Consider the following 19,854-nt stretch of genomic DNA (forward strand, 5'->3'; position numbering starts at 1 on the left):
AAAAGTAAAAATTTTTTAATCTCTTTGGATATTCAGTAGATAAGTTTTAATTGACAGAATTAATTAAAACTTAACTTGCTAGAGTTTCAGGTTCTACGGGCTCTTTTGCTGCTGGTTTCAGTTCTACGCTTTTACCATCCTTATCTGCCTTTTTTGCAAATAATATGGGATACAAAAAGATAAGTGCACTAGCGATAAACAAAAACCCAGCAATACCTAGCACAACCTGATTGCCATCCATCCTATTCGACTCCATGATTTTTGCAGCTATAAGTGCTACAATACCTAAAGCCATTGCTACAATAGCTTTAGTTAGCTTCAGATGCTTTATCATAATTATTGGTTTCCTTTCTTCGCTTTAATATACTTATAATAACAAAGACAAGTCCAATAAGTTCTAAGATCATACACAAAATAAGCACAGCCAACGTCAAATTTTCGCTTACTCCTCTAAGCAACAATGCAGCGGGCATCAACAAAACCGCTGCCGCCATACAAAAAACCCCTCTTTTTAGAAATTTACCCATAAAACTATTTCAGCCTCAAAACTACCATTATTCATTCTAAAACCTTAACTTTGCAACCTTTAATTTTTGAGATACTTGATTGATGTATAGGGAATTTAAACAATTAGAACTAGCTAAAATAGGAGAAGAAATACTGGCATTTTGGAAAGCACAAAATATCTTTGATAAAAGTATTGACAGCCGTCCAAAATCGAAACCTTTTACTTTTTACGAGGGACCGCCATCGGCAAACGGAATGCCTGGTATTCACCACGTAATGGCTCGTGCTATTAAAGATATTTTCTGTCGTTATAAAACCCTAAAAGGATATCAAGTTAAGCGTAAGGGCGGATGGGACACCCACGGTTTACCTATCGAACTTGCTGTGGAGAAAAAATTAGGTATCGTTAAGGAAGATATCGGCAAGAAAATCTCGGTAGATGAATACAATGCAGCCTGTAAAGAAGAGGTAATGCGTTACACCGATGTTTGGAACGACCTTACCGAAAAAATGGGCTACTGGGTTGATTTGAAAAACCCTTACGTAACCTACGAAAATGAATACATCGAAACCCTTTGGTGGATTTTACAGCAACTGTACAACAAAGGACTTTTATACAAAGGCTATACTATCCAACCTTACTCGCCAGCTGCTGGTACGGGTTTAAGTTCGCACGAATTGAACCAACCAGGCACTTACCGCGATGTAAGTGATACAACTATTGTAGCGCAATTTAAAGCAATTGCCGAAACTCTACCTTTGTTTTTACAAGGTTTTGGAGAAGTGAATTTCCTAGCTTGGACAACCACACCTTGGACTTTACCAAGTAACACCGCTTTAACTGTCGGCCCTAAAATCGACTATGTATTGGTAAAAACTTTTAACCAGTACACTTTTGAACCAGCTAACGTAATTTTAGCAAAAGCCTTGGTTGGCAAACAATTTGGCGGTAAGTTTTTCTTAGCGGAAGATGAGGAAGCTTTTGCTAATTATAAAGCCGAAGACAAGAAAATTCCTTACCAGATATTAGCAGAATGTAAAGGCGAAAATTTAGTTGGTATCAAATACGAGCAACTTTTACCGTTAGCATTACCTTACCAAAATGCGGAGAATGCTTTCCGTGTAATTAGTGGCGATTTCGTAACTACTGAAGATGGTACCGGTATAGTTCACACTGCCCCTACTTTTGGTGCAGATGATGCTCGTGTAGCTAAATTGGCAACACCAGAAGTGCCACCTTTGTTGATTTTAGATGATAAAGGCAATACTGTTCCTCTGGTTGATTTGCAAGGTAAATTTGTAGCATCGTTAGGAGAATTTGGTGGCAAATACGTTAAAAACGAATACTACGCCGAAGGGCAAGCACCAGAAAAATCGGTAGATGTAGAAATTGCTATCCGTTTAAAAGAAGAGAACAAAGCCTTTAAAGTAGAAAAATATGTACACAGCTATCCACACTGTTGGAGAACTGACAAACCTGTTTTATATTACCCGTTAGATAGTTGGTTCATTAAAACTACAGCTGTTAAAGAAAAAATGGCTGATTTAAATAAAACTATCAACTGGAAACCTGAAGCAACCGGAACTGGCCGCTTTGGTAACTGGTTAGAAAACTTGGTAGATTGGAACCTTTCGCGTTCTCGCTATTGGGGCACACCATTGCCTATTTGGCGTACTGCCGATGGCTTGGAAGAAAAATGTATAGGTTCTATTGCAGAATTGAATGCAGAAATTGCAAAAGCTATTGAAGCTGGTTTCATGCCCGCAGGTTTCGAACTAAAAGATATGCACCGTCCTTATGTGGATGATGTATTTTTAGTATCAGCCAAAGGCGAGAAAATGACCCGCGAGACTGACCTAATTGACGTTTGGTTTGATAGCGGTGCCATGCCTTATGCACAATGGCACTTCCCTTTTGAGAACAAGGAAGAATTTGAAAATGCCTACCCTGCAGATTTCATTGCAGAAGGTGTTGACCAAACTCGTGGTTGGTTCTTTACTTTACATGCCATTGCGGTAATGTTGAGCGAAAGCAGTGATGAAATCAAAGCGATTAATGAGCGTGTAAATAATCCTGGTGTTGCTTTTAAAAATGTGGTATCAAATGGATTGGTATTGGATAAAAACGGCAACAAAATGTCTAAACGTTTAGGCAATGCTGTTGATCCATTTAGCACTATCGATACTTACAGTGCCGATGCTACGCGTTGGTACATGATTTCAAACGCATCTCCTTGGGATAACCTGAAATTTAGTTTAGATGGATTAGATGAAGTACGCCGTAAATTTTTCGGAACTTTGTACAACACCTACTCTTTCTTCGCATTATATGCTAACATCGATAAGTTTGAGATTGACTTGAATAACCAAACGCCTGTTGCGCAACGCAGCGAATTAGACCGTTGGATTTTATCGCTATTGCAAAACTTAATTGCAGAGGTTGATGAGGCGTACAATACTTACGAGCCAACAAAAGCGGCAAGAGCTATCCAAAACTTTGTTGACGAGCATTTAAGTAACTGGTATATCCGTTTATCTCGTCGTCGTTTCTGGAAAGGCGAAATGACTGAAGATAAAAAAGCGGCTTACGAAACTTTGTATACTTGTTTGGTAAATATCGCACAGCTGATGTCGCCAATTGCACCGTTCTTTTCAGATTGGTTGTATCAAAACCTAACCGAGATATTGCCAGCTGAGGCGAAATCAGAATCGGTACACTTAACAATATTGCCAGATGCAGATCAGTCGTTAGTTGATAATGAACTGAACGAGCGCATGGAGTTGGCGCAAAACATTTCTTCGATGGTACTGTCACTTCGTAAGAAAATGGGCATCAATGTTCGTCAACCATTGGCAAAAGTATTGATCCCTATTTTAGATGATAACTTTAAAGATAAGGTAGAATTAGTGAAGGATTTGATCCTTTCTGAAACCAATATTAAAGAAATTTCTTACATTACAGACACTGCTGGTTTCATCAAGAAAAAGGTAAAACCTAACTTTAAAGCTTTGGGTGCCAAAGTTGGAAAAGATATGAAGTTGGTAACGGAAGTGATCAATAAAATGAGCCAAGAAGAATTAGCTCAGTTTGAAAAAGAAGGCAACTTCTCAATAGCTGATACTCCATACTCTATACTTTTGAGCGATGTAGAAATTATTGCAGAAGACATCCCTGGATGGCAAGTAACCAACATGGGCAACTTAACGGTAGCCTTGGATATCAACATCACTACCGAGCTTAAACAAGAAGGTTTATCTCGTGAGTTGATTAATCGTATCCAAAACCTAAGAAAAGAGTTGAATTTTGAAGTTACCGATAGGATAACGGTAAGTTTACAGCAACATAATTTAATTGCAGATGCAGTAGCACAAAACAAAGCTTACATTTGCAACGAAATTTTAGCTAATGATATTTTGTTAACAGAAAGCGCATTGAGCGGAAACAAAATCATCATAGAAGATGTTGAATTGGAAATTTTGATTGCCAAATTATAAACTGTGTGGAAAAATCGTGGTTTTAACATCAGATTAAACCATGCATGGCTTCATCACCACTAAATTAATATAGAAGATGGAAAAGACTGAAAAAACACGTTACTCAGACAGCGAATTACAAGAGTTCAAAGAACTTATTCAAGAGAAGTTAAAAAGCTCAAGAGAAGAATTACAATCGTTAACATCTTCATTGAGCAATCCGAATTCTAACGGTACAGAAGATACTTCTGGTGCTTATAAAACCTTGGAAGATGGTTCTGCTACTTTAGAAAAAGAGCAAATCAATCAGCTAGCAGCCCGTCAGAAGAAATTTATAGATAACCTTGAAGCTGCCTTAGTGCGTATCGAGAATAAAACTTACGGTATTTGCAGAGAAACTGGCAAATTGATCCAAAAGGAGCGTTTACGTGCGGTACCTCACGCTACTTTAAGTATGGAAGCTAAATTGAAACAAGGTTAATGAAGGGCTATACAAAACCTTTACTTTTAATATTCTTTGTACTGCTGGCAGATCAGGTTTCTAAAACCTGGGTAAAAACCAATATGTACCTAGGTCAAGAATTTAAAATTCTGGGCGATTGGTTCATTATCCATTTTACCGAGAATAATGGAATGGCTTTCGGTCTAGAGTTTGGTGGCGAATTTGGTAAGCTAGCCTTATCTTTATTTAGGATATTGGCAGTTGGAGGAATTGGCTACGCCTTGCACTACATGATCCAACGTAAATATCACCGAGGTCTAATTTTAAATGTAGCCTTGATATTTGCAGGAGCTTTGGGGAACATTATCGACTCTGTTTTTTACGGATTAATCTACAAATATGAGACTTTATTTCACGGTCGTGTAGTAGATATGCTGTACTTCCCAATTGTAAAAGGCACCTTCCCTACCTGGTTTCCTTTTTGGGGAGGAGAACCTTTTGAATTCTTTAGGCCTGTATTTAACTTAGCTGATGCTGCAATTTCTGTTGGTGTAATTACCATTCTAATCTTCCAAAAAACTTATTTTAAGGAAGAGGTAAAAGATGAAATTGGCATTAACAACGAAAGTGTAGAAGACTAGGAATTTTAAATGTACGAATTACGATTTTAGATTTAACCTACAATATTATTAAACACCTCGCAGCAATAGTTGTGAGGTGTTTTTGTTTTTAGCTATATCGCTAGGCGTTACGTCATTGCGAACTGAAGCGTGGGCAGAGCCAAGAGTGAAGCCATCTTTATGACACGAAGAACACCATGATAGATTGCTTCGTCATTCTTCCTCGCAATGACGGAAAAGCTGCATCTTTGCGAAGCAAGCTTAATGCAAAATAATAAAAGCAATTACTTACATTTGATAAAAGACCAAATGTTATGCTCAGCAAAAAATTCCTTTCCGTATCTATAGTTTTAATTGTTTTAAACCTAACAGCACTTGCTCAAAAAAGCATCAGCTTATTTAATGGCAAAGATTTAACAGGGTGGCATGCTGATGTTCCCGGAAAAGATAAAAACCCCGATACTGCCGCTTCTTTTATAGTGAGAGATGGAAAACTGGTAAGCATGGGCGACCCACGTGGGCATTTAATTACAGATGCAAGCTATGCAGATTACCGCCTTGATGTAGAATATCGCTTTGCCGGAAAACCTGGTAATTGTGGCGTATTGGTTCATGCTTCCACACCTAGAGTGCTTTACAAAATGTTCCCAAAATCTTTAGAAGTACAAATGCAGCATCAAGATGCTGGTGATTTCTGGTGCATTGAAGAAGATATCACCGTGCCCAATATGGAAGAAAGACGCGGACCAAAGGAAGAATGGAGCATTAACAAAAAAAATGGCAGACGTATTAAAAACCTAACTGATGGCTCTGAAAAACCATTAGGTGAATGGAATACTATGCGTATAGAATGCCTGAAAGACAAGGTAAGAGTTTGGGTGAACGGCACTTTGGTAAACGATGGCTACAACTGTAGTGCAACCAAAGGTCAGATTGCTTTACAAGCAGAAGGTAGCGAAGTAGAATTTAGGAAACTGGAGCTAAAACCTATTAAGAAACTGAGTAAATAAACATAACAAGCATTTACAGGCAATTATTTTAGGGATTGATATTTAGCTCCAATTTTTGTATCTTTGCATATCTTAAAAATAACCACCCATAATATTTCGCTCGGTTACTGTATCCAGATTAATTTCCCGATACTTTTATTGGTATGCTGGCAATATTGCCATTCACAACCTGCATTAACGTGCAGACAAAAAACATTTTATTAAAATATGGCTAAATCTCAAGCAACTTTTAGCAAAAAAGAAAACGAGAAAAAAAGATTAAAAAAGAGAAACGACAAGCAAGAAAAACGCGAAGAGCGTCAGGCTAACAAGAAAAGCATGTCATTAGAGGACATGATGGCTTATGTAGATGAAAATGGAAATATTACCACTACGCCACCAGATCCAAAAAAGAAAAAAGTAATTAATACTGACGATATTCAAATTTCTACAACCAGACAAGAAGATATGGTTGACGAAGATCCGATCAAAAAAGGTGTTGTTACATTCTTTAACGATAGCAAAGGCTATGGCTTCATTAGAAATACAGAGACACAAGAAAGTGTTTTTGTACACGTTAATGGCTTAAAAACTCAAATTAAAGAAGGTGATAAAGTTACTTTCGAAGTTGAGAAAGGCCAGAAAGGTCCAACTGCCGTTAGAGTTTCTGCAGTTAAATAAACTCCCTATCCTGAAATAAATCCGATAGCTATCGGAGCGATGCCCAAATTGGATTTATTTCAGATCTTTATTTTAGAGAAGTTCTTTCTCTTTTGTAATAGCAGCATTTACTTTGTTGATAAACCCGATTGAAGTGGCTATACTTTTTGTTTTACTTGTTGTCATCCTGAACGCTAGTGAAGGATCTGTTCGTTTAAGCATGTCAGAAATAGGTTCCTCGTTCCTCGGAATGACAAGATGCCTAAACAAAAACATAATAACGGAAAGCGGGACTACATTTACATTCTAGTACTACCATTGCTTTTCAAAAAATAAAAAATAATCTGCTCATTATTTGATGTTTGGCTCAGTTTTCGCATAACGGATGAAAATTGTTTATGGATTTAGTATGATATTTACATCTGATTTATAAACACACAAAAATTGAAACATATGAAACGTTTATTTGCAACCACATTCTTAGCTCTAGTAGCTTTATTTAGTTTAAATGCTTCGGCACAACAAGTGGATTTAAGAAAGAAAATTAGTGTAACAGGTACCGCCGAAACGGAAGTTACACCAGACATTATTTACATTAGTATCTCGTTGAAAGAGTACTTAAAAGACGGCAACAGCAAGAAAAAGGTAGACATTACTACATTGGAAACCCAGTTGTACAACGCGATACAAAAAGCGGGCTTACCAAAAGAGAACCTGACAATTGACAACTTGAGCAGCTGGAACTATCAAACCACTAAAAAGAAAGACCCAGACTTTTTAGCTAGCAAGCAATACCGCTTAAAAGTTACCGATTTAAATAAATTTAACTTGGTTTTAGAGGGAATTGACGCCAAGGGAATTGCTAGTACCAATATTGCAAGCTATGATTACAGCAAAATTGAAAGCTTGAAAAAGGAATTAAAAATTAAAGCTTTGTTAGCTGCGAAAGAAAAAGCTACTTACATGGTTGAGGCTTTAGGAGATAAATTGGGAAGCGTTTTGGATATCCAAGACCATGGCGATAACATAATGCAACCACAACCTGTTTTTTACAGAAACACGATGATGAAAACCGAAATGGCAATGGATGCAGCCCAAGCACCAGAAATTGACTTTAAAAAGATTAAATTGAGCTTTACAGTTAACACTGTTTTCGAGATTAAATAATTTATTTTGATAATTTTGTGAACCTATCAGCGTATATGTTGATAGGTTTTTTTATTTAATAAATATTCACATGAAGAGATTACTTTACACACTGATTTTAATTTTTACGCTATCTACCGCTGCAAACGCTAATACAGTTTCATCTGAAACCCCAAAAACAGAAATTACTGCAGAACAGAGGGCAGAATTGGAAAGCATTACCAAACGTGTTGAAGAAATTAAATCGATGGATAAATCTTCGCTTAGCAAAGCAGAAAGAAAAGCTTTGCGTAAAGAAGTGAAGGAGCTAAAAAAACGTACTGATTTCTTAAATCAAAACGTAACGCTTTCTTTGGGCGCTATTATCATTATATTATTGTTGTTGATTATTATTCTTTAATTTTTAGTTTCTGGTTTTACGGCAGAACAATTATTATGCGCCGTTGTTATAGATGGGAACTAACATTTTATGTTGGTTTCTTAAGCATTAAACAACAAATCTTATACGCATGAAAAAATTTATTTTTCCTTTATTGTTATTGGTAACATTAACCTTTAACATGAACTTTGCTGTTGCAGCAAACGACAAACCTAAAACTGAGCTTACCGCAGAACAACGTGCCGAGTTAACCAGAATTATGTCTAGGGTTGATGAAATTAAAGCCATGGACAAATCTAAACTGAGCAAAGAAGAGCGTAAGGAATTAAGAAAAGAACTTAAAGAGATGAAGAAAAAGGCCAACGCTGTAGGCGGCGGTGTTTATTTATCTGTTGGTGCAATTATCATTATTATATTGTTATTGATACTTATTTTATAAGATACATCTCTTACCAAAGTTTATTAGGAGCCAGACATATATGTCTGGCTTTTTTTATGCGTTTAATCATGCTCATTTATAAGCTACGTCAATTTATGAAATGAGCGCAATCACGCTCATGCTGTTCAATTAGGCAGACCTTTATAGTATAAAAATTAAATGCTATGAAGACTTTAAAATCATTTTGGATTGTCTTAGCCGTCCTTCCATTTTTTGCCCTAACTGGCAACGCACAAACTGCTAAATTAAGCTTAAAAGAAAGCTCTATTATTGTTAAAGGTACATCTTCGCTACATGACTGGCGGTGCAAGACTGAACAATTTAGTGGAGACATTTCTTACTCGGCCAATGCCCTTACTTTAAAAGATATTACCACTGTTAATTTAGAATTAGTAGTAAAATCGCTGAGAAGTATTAAAGAAAATGGCAATTACTACGAAACTGGCATGGACAAGAATACTTACAAAGCCTTAAATGCAGATAAGTTTCCAAAAATCACTTTTGTACTTACAGATATTAGCAATTTAAAAGCCAGTGCAGGCAAAGCCGATTTTGTTGCCAAAGGAAACTTAACTATTGCTGGCAGCCAAAAAGCAATTAGCTTTCCTGTAAATGCTACGCTAACTGCTAATGGCATTATAGTTAAAGGAAGTACTACTTTCAAAATGACAACTTTCGGAATAACACCTCCAAAAGCTCTTTTAGGCACCATTAAAACTGGCGACGAAATCACCATTGTGTTTAATGCATCTTTTAAAAATGATTAATCTGTTCACCATCTAAACAAAATAATAATGAAAACACATTTACTAGCCGCAGTTTTTGTTACAGTAGCCGGGACTGCGTTTGCCCAACAGCCAAAAATCCAAAACCTAAGACCTTACGATAAATCTGGAATTAACGTTTTTGAAACTCCTAAAACAGACACCGTACCTTTTGACGATGTGAAAGTGAGAATTGGCGCCGGCTTTACCCAACAGTTTCAAGCTTTGAAACACCGCAACAATTCTACCGGAGCTGCCCAACTTTACAATTTACGTAGTGGTTTTAACTTGGCTACCGCTAACTTAAATATCGATGCACAATTAGCTAAAGGCATTAGACTGAATTTGATTTCTTACCTATCTGCTCGTCACCACCAAGAAACTTGGGTAAAAGGAGGCTTTGCGCAAATTGACGCTTCGCCAATTAATTCAGCTTTGCTTGATGAAGTATTTAAATACGTAACTGTGAAAATTGGGCACTATGAAGTGAACTATGGTGATGCCCACTTCCGCAGAACGGATAATGGTCACTCGTTGTACAATCCATTTATAGGAAACTACATTTTAGATGGCTTCACTACAGAAATTGGTGCTGAAATTGATTTCCAAAAAGATGGTTTCTTAGCTGTTGCCGCTATCCATAATGGAGAAATTCAAGGAAACATCAATAGAACACCTACCCGTAATCCATCATTTATAGGAAAATTAGGTTACGATAAACAGCTAAATACTGATTTAAGATTCCGCTTAACAGGTTCTGTTTACCACAGTAATGGCAATGCTTCTAATACCTTATACACTGGCGACAGAGGTGGTTCTAGATACTATTTAGTGATGGAACCAGTAGGCTCTACCGCAATTGCACAGGCTTGGTCTGGTAATATACGTCCAGGTTTTAGTCGTCAAGTAACTGCATTTATGATTAACCCATTCGTTAAATATCAAGGTTTGGAATTATTTGGAACTTATGAAGTTTCAAAAGGTAAAGCAATTACCGAAGCGAACAAAAGAGACGTTAGTCAAATGGCGGTAGAAGGTGTTTATCGTTTCTGTAAAAATGAAGACCTTTTTGTAGGCTTACGTTACAATACGGTAAAAGCAGAACTTGCAGGTATCCCTCAAGATGTAAAAGTTAACCGTATACAAGCAAGTGCTGGTTGGTTTGTAACTAAAAATATGGTACTAAAAGCAGAGTACGTAAATCAAAAATACAACGACTACCCAGCTGCAAACTTATTGTCTGAAGGTAAATTCAAAGGCATGATGTTCGAAGCGAGCGTAGGTTTCTAAAGAGAAAGTTAGTAATAGTTGAATAGTTTAGTTTGTTAGCCGCTCTTTAATCTCTTAAGGAGCGGCTTTTTTGATAAAAACCATTAAGAAGTTAAGATGAATTAAGTCTTCATTTTTCTTAATCCCTTAATGTTTCACTTTTTAAAAAAATGAACACATTTCCCCATCAGTTACTAGGTATTTTTTTCTTGCTATTCATTAAAATAGTTGATGCACAAGAATATCAATTGAATATTCTTCCAGAAAGCAGCATTTTGCTTAAAGGAAATTCTAACGTGAATAAGTTTACTTTTACTTATGAAAAATCACTTAAGCTAGGAAACAGTTTGGTAAAAACTACTTCCAATAAAAATACACTTTATGTTAAAAATGCGAAGCTTGATGCAGAGGTAACTGCTTTTAGTTCTGGCAGTAATTTAATGGACAGAGATTATCGCAATATGATGAATTATCGGGTCCATCCAAACATCAGCATTGCGTTAAATCAAATCAATTTTATTAAAAACTATAGTGATGATAACGGAACGGCTTTGGCTACGGTAGAAATTACTATTGCTGGCGAGAAACGCACTGATACGCTACAGTTCAACTACACCAAATCAAAAGGAATTTACCGTTGCAGCAGTTCACATCAAATTTCGCTGAGGGATTACAAAATAAAGCCCCTCAAAAAAATGATGGGGCTTATATCATTGAAAGACCAATTAACCGTAGATATGATTATCTACATCAAAGTCGATTAATCCTCTTCTAAATCATCATGCTGAATTTATTTTAGTCGATGATATCGAAACCTGTGTATTTCACTAAAGCTTCTGGAATTTTAATTCCTTTATCTGTTTGGTAATTTTCTAAGATTGAAGCCACAATACGAGGCAATGCCAAAGCACTTCCATTTAAGGTATGTGCCAATTGTGTCTTTCCTTCTTTACCTTTAAATCTCAATTTTAAGCGGTTACTTTGGTAAGTTTCGAAGTTAGATACAGAAGAAACTTCTAACCAGCGTTGTTGTGCCCCACTCCAAACTTCCATATCGTAAGTCATGGCAGAGGTAAAGCCCATATCGCCACCGCAAAGACGCAACACACGATAATGCAAGCCTAATTCCTTTAACAAAGATTGAACGTACTCGCTCATGTCTTCCAAAGTTTCGTAAGATTGATCAGGATGTGTAATTTGCACTACCTCTACTTTATCAAATTGATGCAGGCGGTTTAAACCACGTACGTGAGCACCATAAGAACCTGCTTCTCTACGGAAACAAGGTGTGTAGCCTGTATTTTTAATCGGAAGGTCTTCTTCCTTCAAAATCACATCACGATATAAGTTGGTTACCGGCACTTCGGCAGTAGGAATTAAGTATAAATCGTCTACGCCAACATGGTACATCTGTCCTTCTTTATCTGGCAACTGTCCGGTACCAAAACCCGAAGCTGCATTTACCAAATGTGGCACCTGCATTTCTTTATAACCCGCCGCAGTAGCATGGTCTAAAAAGAAATTGATTAAAGCACGTTGTAACCTCGCTCCTTTTCCTTTGTAAACAGGAAAACCAGCACCAGTAATTTTCACACCTAGTTCAAAATCGATGATGTCATATTTTGCAGCTAATTCCCAATGTGGCAAAGCACCTTCTGGCAAAGCCGATGGCTCACCGTGGGTGTAAACCACTTCATTTTCATCAGCTGTGCTACCTGTTTTTACCAAATGATAGGGCAAGTTTGGCAACTGTACAATTAAGGCTTGTTGCTTTTCTTCCAAAGCGGTTAATTGCTCATTTTGCTCCTTAATTTTCTCTTTGTGAGATGCTGTATTCGCTTTAATGGCTTCGGCCTCTTCCTTTTTACCATTGCGCATCAACTCGCCAATTTGTTTGGCCGCTGCATTGGCTTCCGCTTGCAAATTATCCAAAGAGGACTGCGTAGAGCGGCGTTCTTCATCTACAGCGATGATCTCATCTACCAATTCTACCTGTTTAAAGTTACGAACACTCAGTCGCTCTAAAACTTTCTCTCTATTTTCACGGATATAGTTAACTTGCAGCATTATTTATAATTTTTGACAAAGATAATAAGAGTTTTCAGTTTTCAGTTGGCAGTTTTCAATAGTGATTTTCCAATCTCAATACTCAATACTCAATACTAGATACTATGATTGGTAAACTTTACATCGTACCTACACCTATCGGTAACTTGGAAGACATGACTTTTAGGGCTATTCGTATTTTAAAAGAGGTGGATTTGATTTTGGCAGAAGATACACGTACCAGTGCACCTTTGTTGAAGCATTTCGGTATTGATAAAAGGGTTTTTGCTCATCATCAGCATAACGAACATAAGGCAACAGCCGAGATTATCAAGTTTTTAAAGGAAGGCCAAAATATCGCTCTAATTTCTGATGCAGGCACGCCAGCCATTTCCGACCCAGGTTTTTTCTTGGTACGTGAAGCGATTAAGCATGAAATTGAAATCACTTGCTTGCCCGGAGCTACTGCCTTTGTACCTGCTTTGGTTAACTCGGGCCTACCTAACGACCAATTTGTTTTTGAAGGATTTCTGCCAGTGAAGAAAGGTCGCCAAACGAGATTAAAGCAACTTGTGGAAGAAGAAAGAACAATGATTTTTTACGAAAGTCCGCACCGTTTATTGAAAACATTAACCGAGTTTGCTGAGTTTTTTGGCGAGGATAGACAGGTTTGCGTGAGTAGGGAATTAAGTAAAATGTACGAAGAAAATGTTCGTGGCACAGTTATAGAAGTAAAATCACATTTTGAAAACAATATTTTAAAAGGAGAATTCGTAATTTGTGTTGGTGGTTTAGTTGAAGATAAAACCGCGAAGAAAAAAGATAAGTATGGAAAGCTTGATAGTTAATCATTTAACAGAAATCAAAAAACTATTTAAAAGATATGGCGTAAAAAAGGCATATCTTTTTGGCAGTGCCGCTAAAAAGCAGCTATCAGCAAATAGCGATATTGATTTCTTAGTAGATTTTTCCGATAAGTCGGATTTTGAAGGTTACTCAAACAACTATTTCAATTTACTTTATGCATTACAAGATTTATTGAAAAAAGATGTTGATTTAATTGCTGAAGAGACGTTGAGCAATCCATATTTGATTGAAAGTATTAATCAAAGCAAAATTCAATTGTTATGATTTCTTTAGAAGAGAAAAAATTGCTTAAAGATATTGAAATAGCAATTCTGTCTATACACGACCATCTTAATCATACACTCGATTTTAACTTATATCAGCAAAATAAAACCATTCGAAGAGCAGTAGAAAGAGAGTTAGAAATTATTGGAGAAGCTATAAATAAGCTTTTAAAAATTAACACAGAAGTAAAAATTTCTTATGCAAGACAAATTGTTGATTTACGAAATAAAGTAATTCATGCTTACGATAATGTTAACAACATTATTATTTGGAAAATAGTCACAAAAGACCTTCCAATTTTATTATCAGAAGTAAATACATATTTAAACCCAGACCATGATTAACATAGATAGATTTTTGGCCGACGAGCAAGACCCGAAAGCCGTAGAAAAAGTAGCAGGTAAATTAAATGATTTACTAACCAGCGGTGAAGAAATTTTATACCTAGCTGTACAGAAAAAACCTGCGGTAAACTTGTTGCCAGATTGCATAGCGATTAGCAACAAAAGAATTTTTTACTGCTCGCCTAGCAATTTAGGCTTAACTATGAATTTCAAGGATATTTCTTGGAAGAACATTAAAGAAGTTTCTTTTAAGGAAGGTTTGTTAGGTTCTAAGTTTATTTGCGTGCCACAATCTGGCGAAAACATCGTAACTGATTTCATTCCAAAAGTGCAGGTTCGTAAACTGCACCAAGCGGCCAACCAACAATTGGAAGAGTACAAAGAGTTGCTGAGACAACAAAAGTTGGAAGAGAACCGAGCAACAGCATCTACATTTAATGTTCCAGCAACACCCCAAGTCATTGATTTACCCATTGAGGAAGCTGTGGTTATCCCAGAAATTGCACCTGTTGTTGAAGTAAATAAGGAAGACGAGATTGAGCAAAAACTGATTAAGCTAAAAACTTTATACGATAAGCAGTTGATTACCCGTGAGGAGTATGAGCATAAAAAAGCCGCGATTTTAGATAGTATGTAGGCATTTTAGCCGTCATTTCGACGAAGAATGAGGAGAAATCTGTTTGTATAACGAGACTAACTTGGAGATTTCTCACTACGTTCGAAATGACGGAGTTATTAATGCGCTGTGATAAACACGAATGAAACTCAAACAAAATTACCTCCTAGCGCTACTTAGTGCTTTTACCATGTGGTTGGCTTGGCCACCGCACAATTGGCTGGCACCTCTGCTTTTTGTAGGTTTAGTGCCTTTACTAATCGCATTAAAGCAAATCACAAGCAGTTCCGATAAAAAAACGGGCAAAAAGGTTTTCCTTATCGCTGGTTTAACTTTCTTGGTTTGGAATACTGCTTCGATTTACTGGGTTTTTAACTCTATCAATGCCGTTAATACAGGTGTTGTGGGTACAATTATTTCTTTATTGGTTTCGCTTATTCCTTACGGATTAGGAGCGCTGTTAATGACTTTTGCTTTTTGGCTATATTACAGGCTAAGCACATACACCAATAAAAAATGGGCTGGCTATGCTTCGCTAATCGCCTTTTACATCAGCATGGAATATTTACACCAAGACTGGGATTTAGCCTTTCCTTGGATGACTTTAGGCAATGGCTTTGCAGGTATGCACCAAATTGTACAGTGGTATGAGTTTACTGGAGTTTACGGTGGTTCACTTTGGATTTTACTAAGCAACATTTTAGCCTTCGAAGCTTATCAGCAAATCAAATCTCAAAAGCAATACAAATTGACAGGCATTTGGGCTTTGCTTGTTCTTTTACCTATCGGGATTTCTATTTACCAATACAAAAACTACGAAGAGAAAAGCGTTCCTGTAAATGTGGTTACGGTACAACCCAATATAGATCCTTATGAGAAATATGGCAATACGTCTGCAAACGAACAGTTAAACATCTTAATCAAACTTTCTGATTCTGTAGGCCAACCAAACACCGAATATTTCATTTGGCCAGAAACTGCCATCCCGAACTATGCAGATGAAGATAGGATTAGAAGCAATGCTGATTTTTTACAGGCACAACAGTTTTTATCAAAATATAAAAATGGCACACTTATTACAGGAATTGAAAGTGTAAGGTTTTATAACGATAAAAAAACATTGTCTGCTAAAGAAAATCCGAACGGTGGATATTATGATAATTACAATGCGGCCATGCAGGTAGAAAATTCTGCCAGTGTAGCATTTTATCATAAATCGAAACTAGTACCTGGCGTAGAGAAAATGCCTTTCCCTAAAGTGTTTTCTTTTTTAGCACCCGTATTTGCACAATTAGGTGGTAGCGTATCTGGCTGGGGCTGGCAAGAAGAACCGGGTGTTTTTTACGCCCGCAGCGGTATTGGCGTTGCCCCCATAATTTGCTACGAATCTATTTGGGGCGATTGGGTTGCAGGCTCAGTAAAACAAGGTGCACAATTTATAGCAGTTATCACTAACGATGGTTGGTGGGGCAATACCTCTGGAAAGGACCAACATTTACTGTATGCTAAGTTACGGTCTATCGAAACACGGAGGTATGTAGTTCGCTCTGCAAACACTGGCATTTCGGGTTTTATTAACCAACGTGGTGATGTAGTGCAGCAGTCTAAATGGTGGACACGAACTGCTCTCAAAGCAGACATTAACCTGAATGATGAAATTACTTTTTACGTAGATTACGGAGATATCATTGCAAAAATAAGTATTGTACTAGGATTGATAGCCGCAGCGTTTATCCTGGTAAAGAAATGGATACTTAAATAGTTGCTCGCCCACTCCTACTATGCGATACACAAATCAGTTAACCGTTTCAACGATTAAACAATTAACCAATGCCTAATAAAACCTCTATAAAATTTGCTTTCCTGCTAATTATCGTTGCCCTAAATCTAGGTTGCGACCAATTTTCGAAGGTAATTGCACGTAAAAACATTGAGACTTATGAGCAAATCACCATCATTAAGGATCGGTTTATTTTAACCAAAGTTGAAAATACTGGTGCATTTCTGAGCGCTGGAAGCAACCTACCCGAGTTTGTACGTATCGCAGTTTTAACAGTGCTTCCAATTTTAGTTCTGAGCTACGGATTGTGGTTTCTTTACTCCAACAAACATTTGCCTCGTCTAATGCAAATTGGCATCTGTTTCTTAATTGGTGGAGGTATTGGAAACATCTATGATCGGATTGTTTACGGCTCCGTAACCGATTTCCTATTTATGGATTTTGTGCTGTTTAGAACAGGTATTTTTAACTTGGCAGATGTTTCTATTATGATTGGAATTGGGTTATTGCTGTTGCAGAACTTAATGGCTAGCAGAATAAAAAAACAAGAAGCCGAACAAGAAGAGGCTTCGATTTAAGATGCGAGTATAGCCCTGATTGAAATGGAAATACTTTTTGTTTTTACAACTAGGAAGTTTTTAATCTTGGCTTACGTAATAGATCCCTCGGAACTCGGGATGACAGGTCGCCCAAACAAAAAGATTGCAATGAAAAGCAGGACTTTCAGAAGATAGTAGCACTGCATTTGCGCTTCTAAAAGCCTAAAATTAAACTCAATTTGTATATTCGTCAATCTAAACTCGTAACTCGTTTAATCCATATACTTGCCTACAATTGGCATACGGCGACCCATTCCAAATGCTTTGGGTGATACCCTTAGAATTGGCGGAGTTTGGTAACGTTTAAATTCTGCCAGGTTAACCATTCGTAGAATTCGTTTCACCAAAGCTTCGTCAAAACCTTGTGCAATAATTTCTTTTGAGCCTTTTTTAAGTTCGATATGCTGATAAAGAATAGCATCTAAAACATCATATTCTGGCAACGAATCTGAGTCTTTTTGGTCTGGTCGCAGCTCTGCTGATGGCGGTTTAACGATGGTATTTATTGGGATAATTTCTTTGTCTTTGTTGATGTACTCGGCCAATTTGAAAACTTGTGTTTTGTAGACATCGCCAATAACGCTGATAGCACCACACATATCTCCATAAAGAGTGCCGTAACCTACGGCGCACTCACTTTTGTTGGATGTGTTAAGCAAAATGTAGCCAAATTTATTGGACATGGCCATTACCACAATACCGCGAGAGCGAGCTTGGATATTTTCTTCAGTTAGATTAAAAGCTAAGCCTTCGAATGGTTTTGCCAACATACTGTCGAAAGCGTCGGCAGCTTCCTTAATTGGTATAATTTCGTGCTTGCAGCCAATGCTTTCGACCAAATCAAGCGCATCTTGCACAGAGTGGTCTGACGAATATTTTGACGGCATTAGCACCGCCATTACGTTTTCTGCACCTAAAGCTCGACAAGCCAAAGCGCAAACTACTGCAGAGTCAATACCACCAGACAAGCCTAAAACTGCTTTTTTGAACCCCGATTTTGCGAAGTAATCTTTAATGCCCAAAACCAAAGCGTCGTGGATTTGCTCTATATCTGATGTTCTTTCTGCCGCCGGATATTTGTTCTTCACGTTCTGCACTTCATCTAGATCAAAAACCTGTAGATCTTCTTCAAAGTACTTCATTTCGGCTTTCAACGAACCTTCTTCATCAAACACCAAAGAGCCTCCATCAAAAATAATTTCGGTTTGTGCACCAACTTGGTTCACATAGAACAGCGGCAACTGATATTTCTTCGCATTATCTGACAATACTTTAATCCTATCTTCATCATGTCCGTAATCAAACGGCGAAGCCGCAATATTGATCATCAAATCTGGCTGCTGTTTTACCAGTTCATCCATCGGACAAGAAACATACAAAGGGTTATCATTGATGTTCCAAAGATCTTCGCAGATGGTTAGCGCTATCTTTTTGCCCTTGTAATCTACACAGTCAAAAACAGTATTGGGCTCAAAATAGCGGTATTCATCAAACACATCGTAAGTTGGCAGCAAAGCTTTTTTAACTATCTGTTTAACTTCGCCATTGGCGATAAAATACGCAGCGTTAAACAAATCCTTACCTTCTAAAACTGGATTTTTGATGGGCAAACCAACAATGCAGGCAATGTCTGTACAGTGCAGAGCAATTTCTTGAGCTGCCTTATCGCAAAGCGAAATAAAATCTTCGAACTCCAGAAAATCACGTGGCGGATAACCACAGATAGCCAACTCGGCAAATACTACAATATCTGCACCTTTAGCCTTTGCCAAAGCCACGTTTGAAATAATTTTTTGCGTATTACTTTCGAAATTACCAATGTGGTAGTTGAGTTGTGCTAATGCTATCTTCATGATTTTTTCTGAGCTATAAATATAAAAAAACAAGCCTTGATGAAGGCTTGTTTAGTTAAAATTGAAATATTTTTTGGCTGTTAGAAGAACACGCCAATGTTTAATGCCACAAAGTGATTTTTAACCGAATGTGGCTTTTTAGCAATGTTTGTTAAACCGTTGTTATAGGTAATACCACCCAATAAGCTAGTTTTTCCGCTTAAGCGATATTCTACACCACCGCCGATAATCATTCCAGCACGTAGAAACTTAGTGTTATCCGTAGCTTTAATATCATCAGCTAAAGGTGTGTTGCCTTGCTCTACATCTTGGCGTGCTCCAATTCTAAAATCGGTAGTTAAGCCAAACTGGCCGTACCATTTCATATCATCCTTTTCATCAGTTTTCAACTTAATAGAAAGTGGAATTTGCAAGTATTGCATCTTATATTTCACGTTATATGCAGTATTTGCTCCAGCAGCAGCAGTATGGTAAGGTGAAAAATTAATGATTTCTCCTTCGCCGTTAATGGTAGTAACAGTTAAACCTGTTGCAAAGCAATAGTTTTCAGCAAATTCAAAATCGCTCATTAAGCCGTACGTAAAGCCAGTGCTTAAACCGTTGCCTTTTCCATTTTCTACTTTTAGGAAACCAAAGTTTGGATGAGCCGTTAATCCGAGTCTAATTTGAGATGCATCTTGAGCAAATAAACTTGCCGATGCAAAAGTGAATAGCAATGCAAATAGTGTTTTTTTCATAGTCATAAATTATTAATACTGTTTTTAAATTCTAGAGCTGTCATATTAACGACAGTTCA

21 protein-coding genes are annotated in these 19,854 nt (G+C 37.2%); 17 read left to right on the top strand and 4 right to left on the bottom strand.

Annotated elements, in window-relative coordinates; all coding sequences use genetic code 11:
- Positions 1–70: 70 nt before the first annotated feature.
- Positions 71–334, bottom strand: coding sequence for an isoleucyl-tRNA synthetase (locus REI64_RS07650; RefSeq protein WP_308849521.1), 264 nt, complete (start codon positions 332–334; stop codon positions 71–73).
- Between the two features lie 275 nt (positions 335–609).
- Between REI64_RS07650 and ileS the strand changes: the two genes are divergently transcribed.
- The 11 genes from ileS (at position 610) to REI64_RS07705 (ending at position 11,453) form a co-directional block, all read left to right on the top strand.
- Positions 610–4,002 carry an isoleucine--tRNA ligase gene (ileS, locus tag REI64_RS07655; protein ID WP_308849522.1) on the top strand — a complete coding sequence of 1,131 codons (3,393 nt, stop codon included), beginning with the start codon at positions 610–612 and terminating at the stop codon, positions 4,000–4,002.
- A 76-nt stretch (positions 4,003–4,078) separates the two neighbouring features.
- Entirely contained in the window at positions 4,079–4,462 is a 384-nt protein-coding gene (locus tag REI64_RS07660; protein ID WP_138722896.1) for a TraR/DksA C4-type zinc finger protein, read from the top strand.
- Positions 4,462–5,064 (top strand): lipoprotein signal peptidase, encoded by a 603-nt coding sequence (locus REI64_RS07665; protein WP_308849523.1) that lies wholly within the window; start codon positions 4,462–4,464, stop codon positions 5,062–5,064. The genes REI64_RS07660 and REI64_RS07665 overlap by 1 nt, the downstream gene beginning before the upstream one ends.
- 293 nt (positions 5,065–5,357) lie before the next feature.
- Positions 5,358–6,053: a DUF1080 domain-containing protein gene (locus REI64_RS07670; protein WP_308849524.1), complete on the top strand. Its 696-nt coding sequence runs from the start codon at positions 5,358–5,360 to the stop codon at positions 6,051–6,053.
- A gap of 207 nt (positions 6,054–6,260) precedes the next feature.
- Complete coding sequence (locus REI64_RS07675; protein WP_308849525.1) at positions 6,261–6,713, top strand: cold shock domain-containing protein; 453 nt, start codon at positions 6,261–6,263, stop codon at positions 6,711–6,713.
- Positions 6,714–7,145: 432 nt separating this feature from the next.
- Complete coding sequence (locus REI64_RS07680) at positions 7,146–7,859, top strand: SIMPL domain-containing protein (protein WP_308849526.1); 714 nt, start codon at positions 7,146–7,148, stop codon at positions 7,857–7,859.
- Between the two features lie 70 nt (positions 7,860–7,929).
- Positions 7,930–8,238: a hypothetical protein gene (locus REI64_RS07685; protein WP_308849527.1), complete on the top strand. Its 309-nt coding sequence runs from the start codon at positions 7,930–7,932 to the stop codon at positions 8,236–8,238.
- Between the two features lie 109 nt (positions 8,239–8,347).
- Positions 8,348–8,656, top strand: a complete 309-nt coding sequence (locus REI64_RS07690; RefSeq protein ID WP_308849528.1) for a hypothetical protein — start codon at positions 8,348–8,350, stop codon at positions 8,654–8,656.
- Between the two features lie 164 nt (positions 8,657–8,820).
- Positions 8,821–9,423 carry a YceI family protein gene (locus tag REI64_RS07695; protein WP_308849529.1) on the top strand — a complete coding sequence of 201 codons (603 nt, stop codon included), beginning with the start codon at positions 8,821–8,823 and terminating at the stop codon, positions 9,421–9,423.
- A gap of 27 nt (positions 9,424–9,450) precedes the next feature.
- Positions 9,451–10,710, top strand: coding sequence for a hypothetical protein (locus REI64_RS07700; RefSeq protein ID WP_308849530.1), 1,260 nt, complete (start codon positions 9,451–9,453; stop codon positions 10,708–10,710).
- A 149-nt stretch (positions 10,711–10,859) separates the two neighbouring features.
- Positions 10,860–11,453 (top strand): hypothetical protein, encoded by a 594-nt coding sequence (locus REI64_RS07705; protein WP_308849531.1) that lies wholly within the window; start codon positions 10,860–10,862, stop codon positions 11,451–11,453.
- Positions 11,454–11,484: 31 nt separating this feature from the next.
- On the opposite strand, the gene serS is transcribed toward REI64_RS07705, so the two are convergent.
- Positions 11,485–12,756 (bottom strand): serine--tRNA ligase, encoded by a 1,272-nt coding sequence (serS, locus tag REI64_RS07710; RefSeq protein WP_308849532.1) that lies wholly within the window; start codon positions 12,754–12,756, stop codon positions 11,485–11,487.
- Positions 12,757–12,860: 104 nt separating this feature from the next.
- On the opposite strand from serS, the gene rsmI reads away from it, so the two are divergent.
- The 6 genes from rsmI (at position 12,861) to lspA (ending at position 17,184) form a co-directional block, all read left to right on the top strand.
- A complete protein-coding gene (gene rsmI, locus REI64_RS07715) occupies positions 12,861–13,583 on the top strand; it encodes a 16S rRNA (cytidine(1402)-2'-O)-methyltransferase (protein ID WP_308849533.1) in 723 nt (240 codons plus the stop codon).
- On the top strand, positions 13,564–13,866 hold the full coding sequence (locus REI64_RS07720; RefSeq protein WP_308849534.1) for a nucleotidyltransferase domain-containing protein: 303 nt from the start codon (positions 13,564–13,566) through the stop codon (positions 13,864–13,866). The genes rsmI and REI64_RS07720 overlap by 20 nt, the downstream gene beginning before the upstream one ends.
- Complete coding sequence (locus REI64_RS07725) at positions 13,863–14,210, top strand: HepT-like ribonuclease domain-containing protein (protein WP_308849535.1); 348 nt, start codon at positions 13,863–13,865, stop codon at positions 14,208–14,210. Before REI64_RS07720 ends, REI64_RS07725 begins: the two co-directional genes overlap by 4 nt.
- Positions 14,203–14,847 carry a PH domain-containing protein gene (locus REI64_RS07730; RefSeq protein ID WP_308849536.1) on the top strand — a complete coding sequence of 215 codons (645 nt, stop codon included), beginning with the start codon at positions 14,203–14,205 and terminating at the stop codon, positions 14,845–14,847. Before REI64_RS07725 ends, REI64_RS07730 begins: the two co-directional genes overlap by 8 nt.
- A 121-nt stretch (positions 14,848–14,968) precedes the next feature.
- Positions 14,969–16,588 (top strand): apolipoprotein N-acyltransferase, encoded by a 1,620-nt coding sequence (gene lnt, locus REI64_RS07735; protein ID WP_308849537.1) that lies wholly within the window; start codon positions 14,969–14,971, stop codon positions 16,586–16,588.
- 68 nt (positions 16,589–16,656) lie between these two features.
- Positions 16,657–17,184 carry a signal peptidase II gene (gene lspA / locus REI64_RS07740; protein WP_308849538.1) on the top strand — a complete coding sequence of 176 codons (528 nt, stop codon included), beginning with the start codon at positions 16,657–16,659 and terminating at the stop codon, positions 17,182–17,184.
- A gap of 233 nt (positions 17,185–17,417) precedes the next feature.
- On the opposite strand, the gene REI64_RS07745 is transcribed toward lspA, so the two are convergent.
- Together REI64_RS07745 and REI64_RS07750 are read right to left on the bottom strand one after the other, a co-directional pair.
- Positions 17,418–19,058 (bottom strand): NAD+ synthase, encoded by a 1,641-nt coding sequence (locus tag REI64_RS07745; protein WP_308849539.1) that lies wholly within the window; start codon positions 19,056–19,058, stop codon positions 17,418–17,420.
- Between the two features lie 80 nt (positions 19,059–19,138).
- Positions 19,139–19,795: a porin family protein gene (locus REI64_RS07750; protein ID WP_308849540.1), complete on the bottom strand. Its 657-nt coding sequence runs from the start codon at positions 19,793–19,795 to the stop codon at positions 19,139–19,141.
- Between the last annotated feature and the right edge of the window lie 59 nt (positions 19,796–19,854).

Source organism: Pedobacter sp. (genome assembly GCF_031119335.1).
Classification (GTDB): domain Bacteria; phylum Bacteroidota; class Bacteroidia; order Sphingobacteriales; family Sphingobacteriaceae; genus Pedobacter.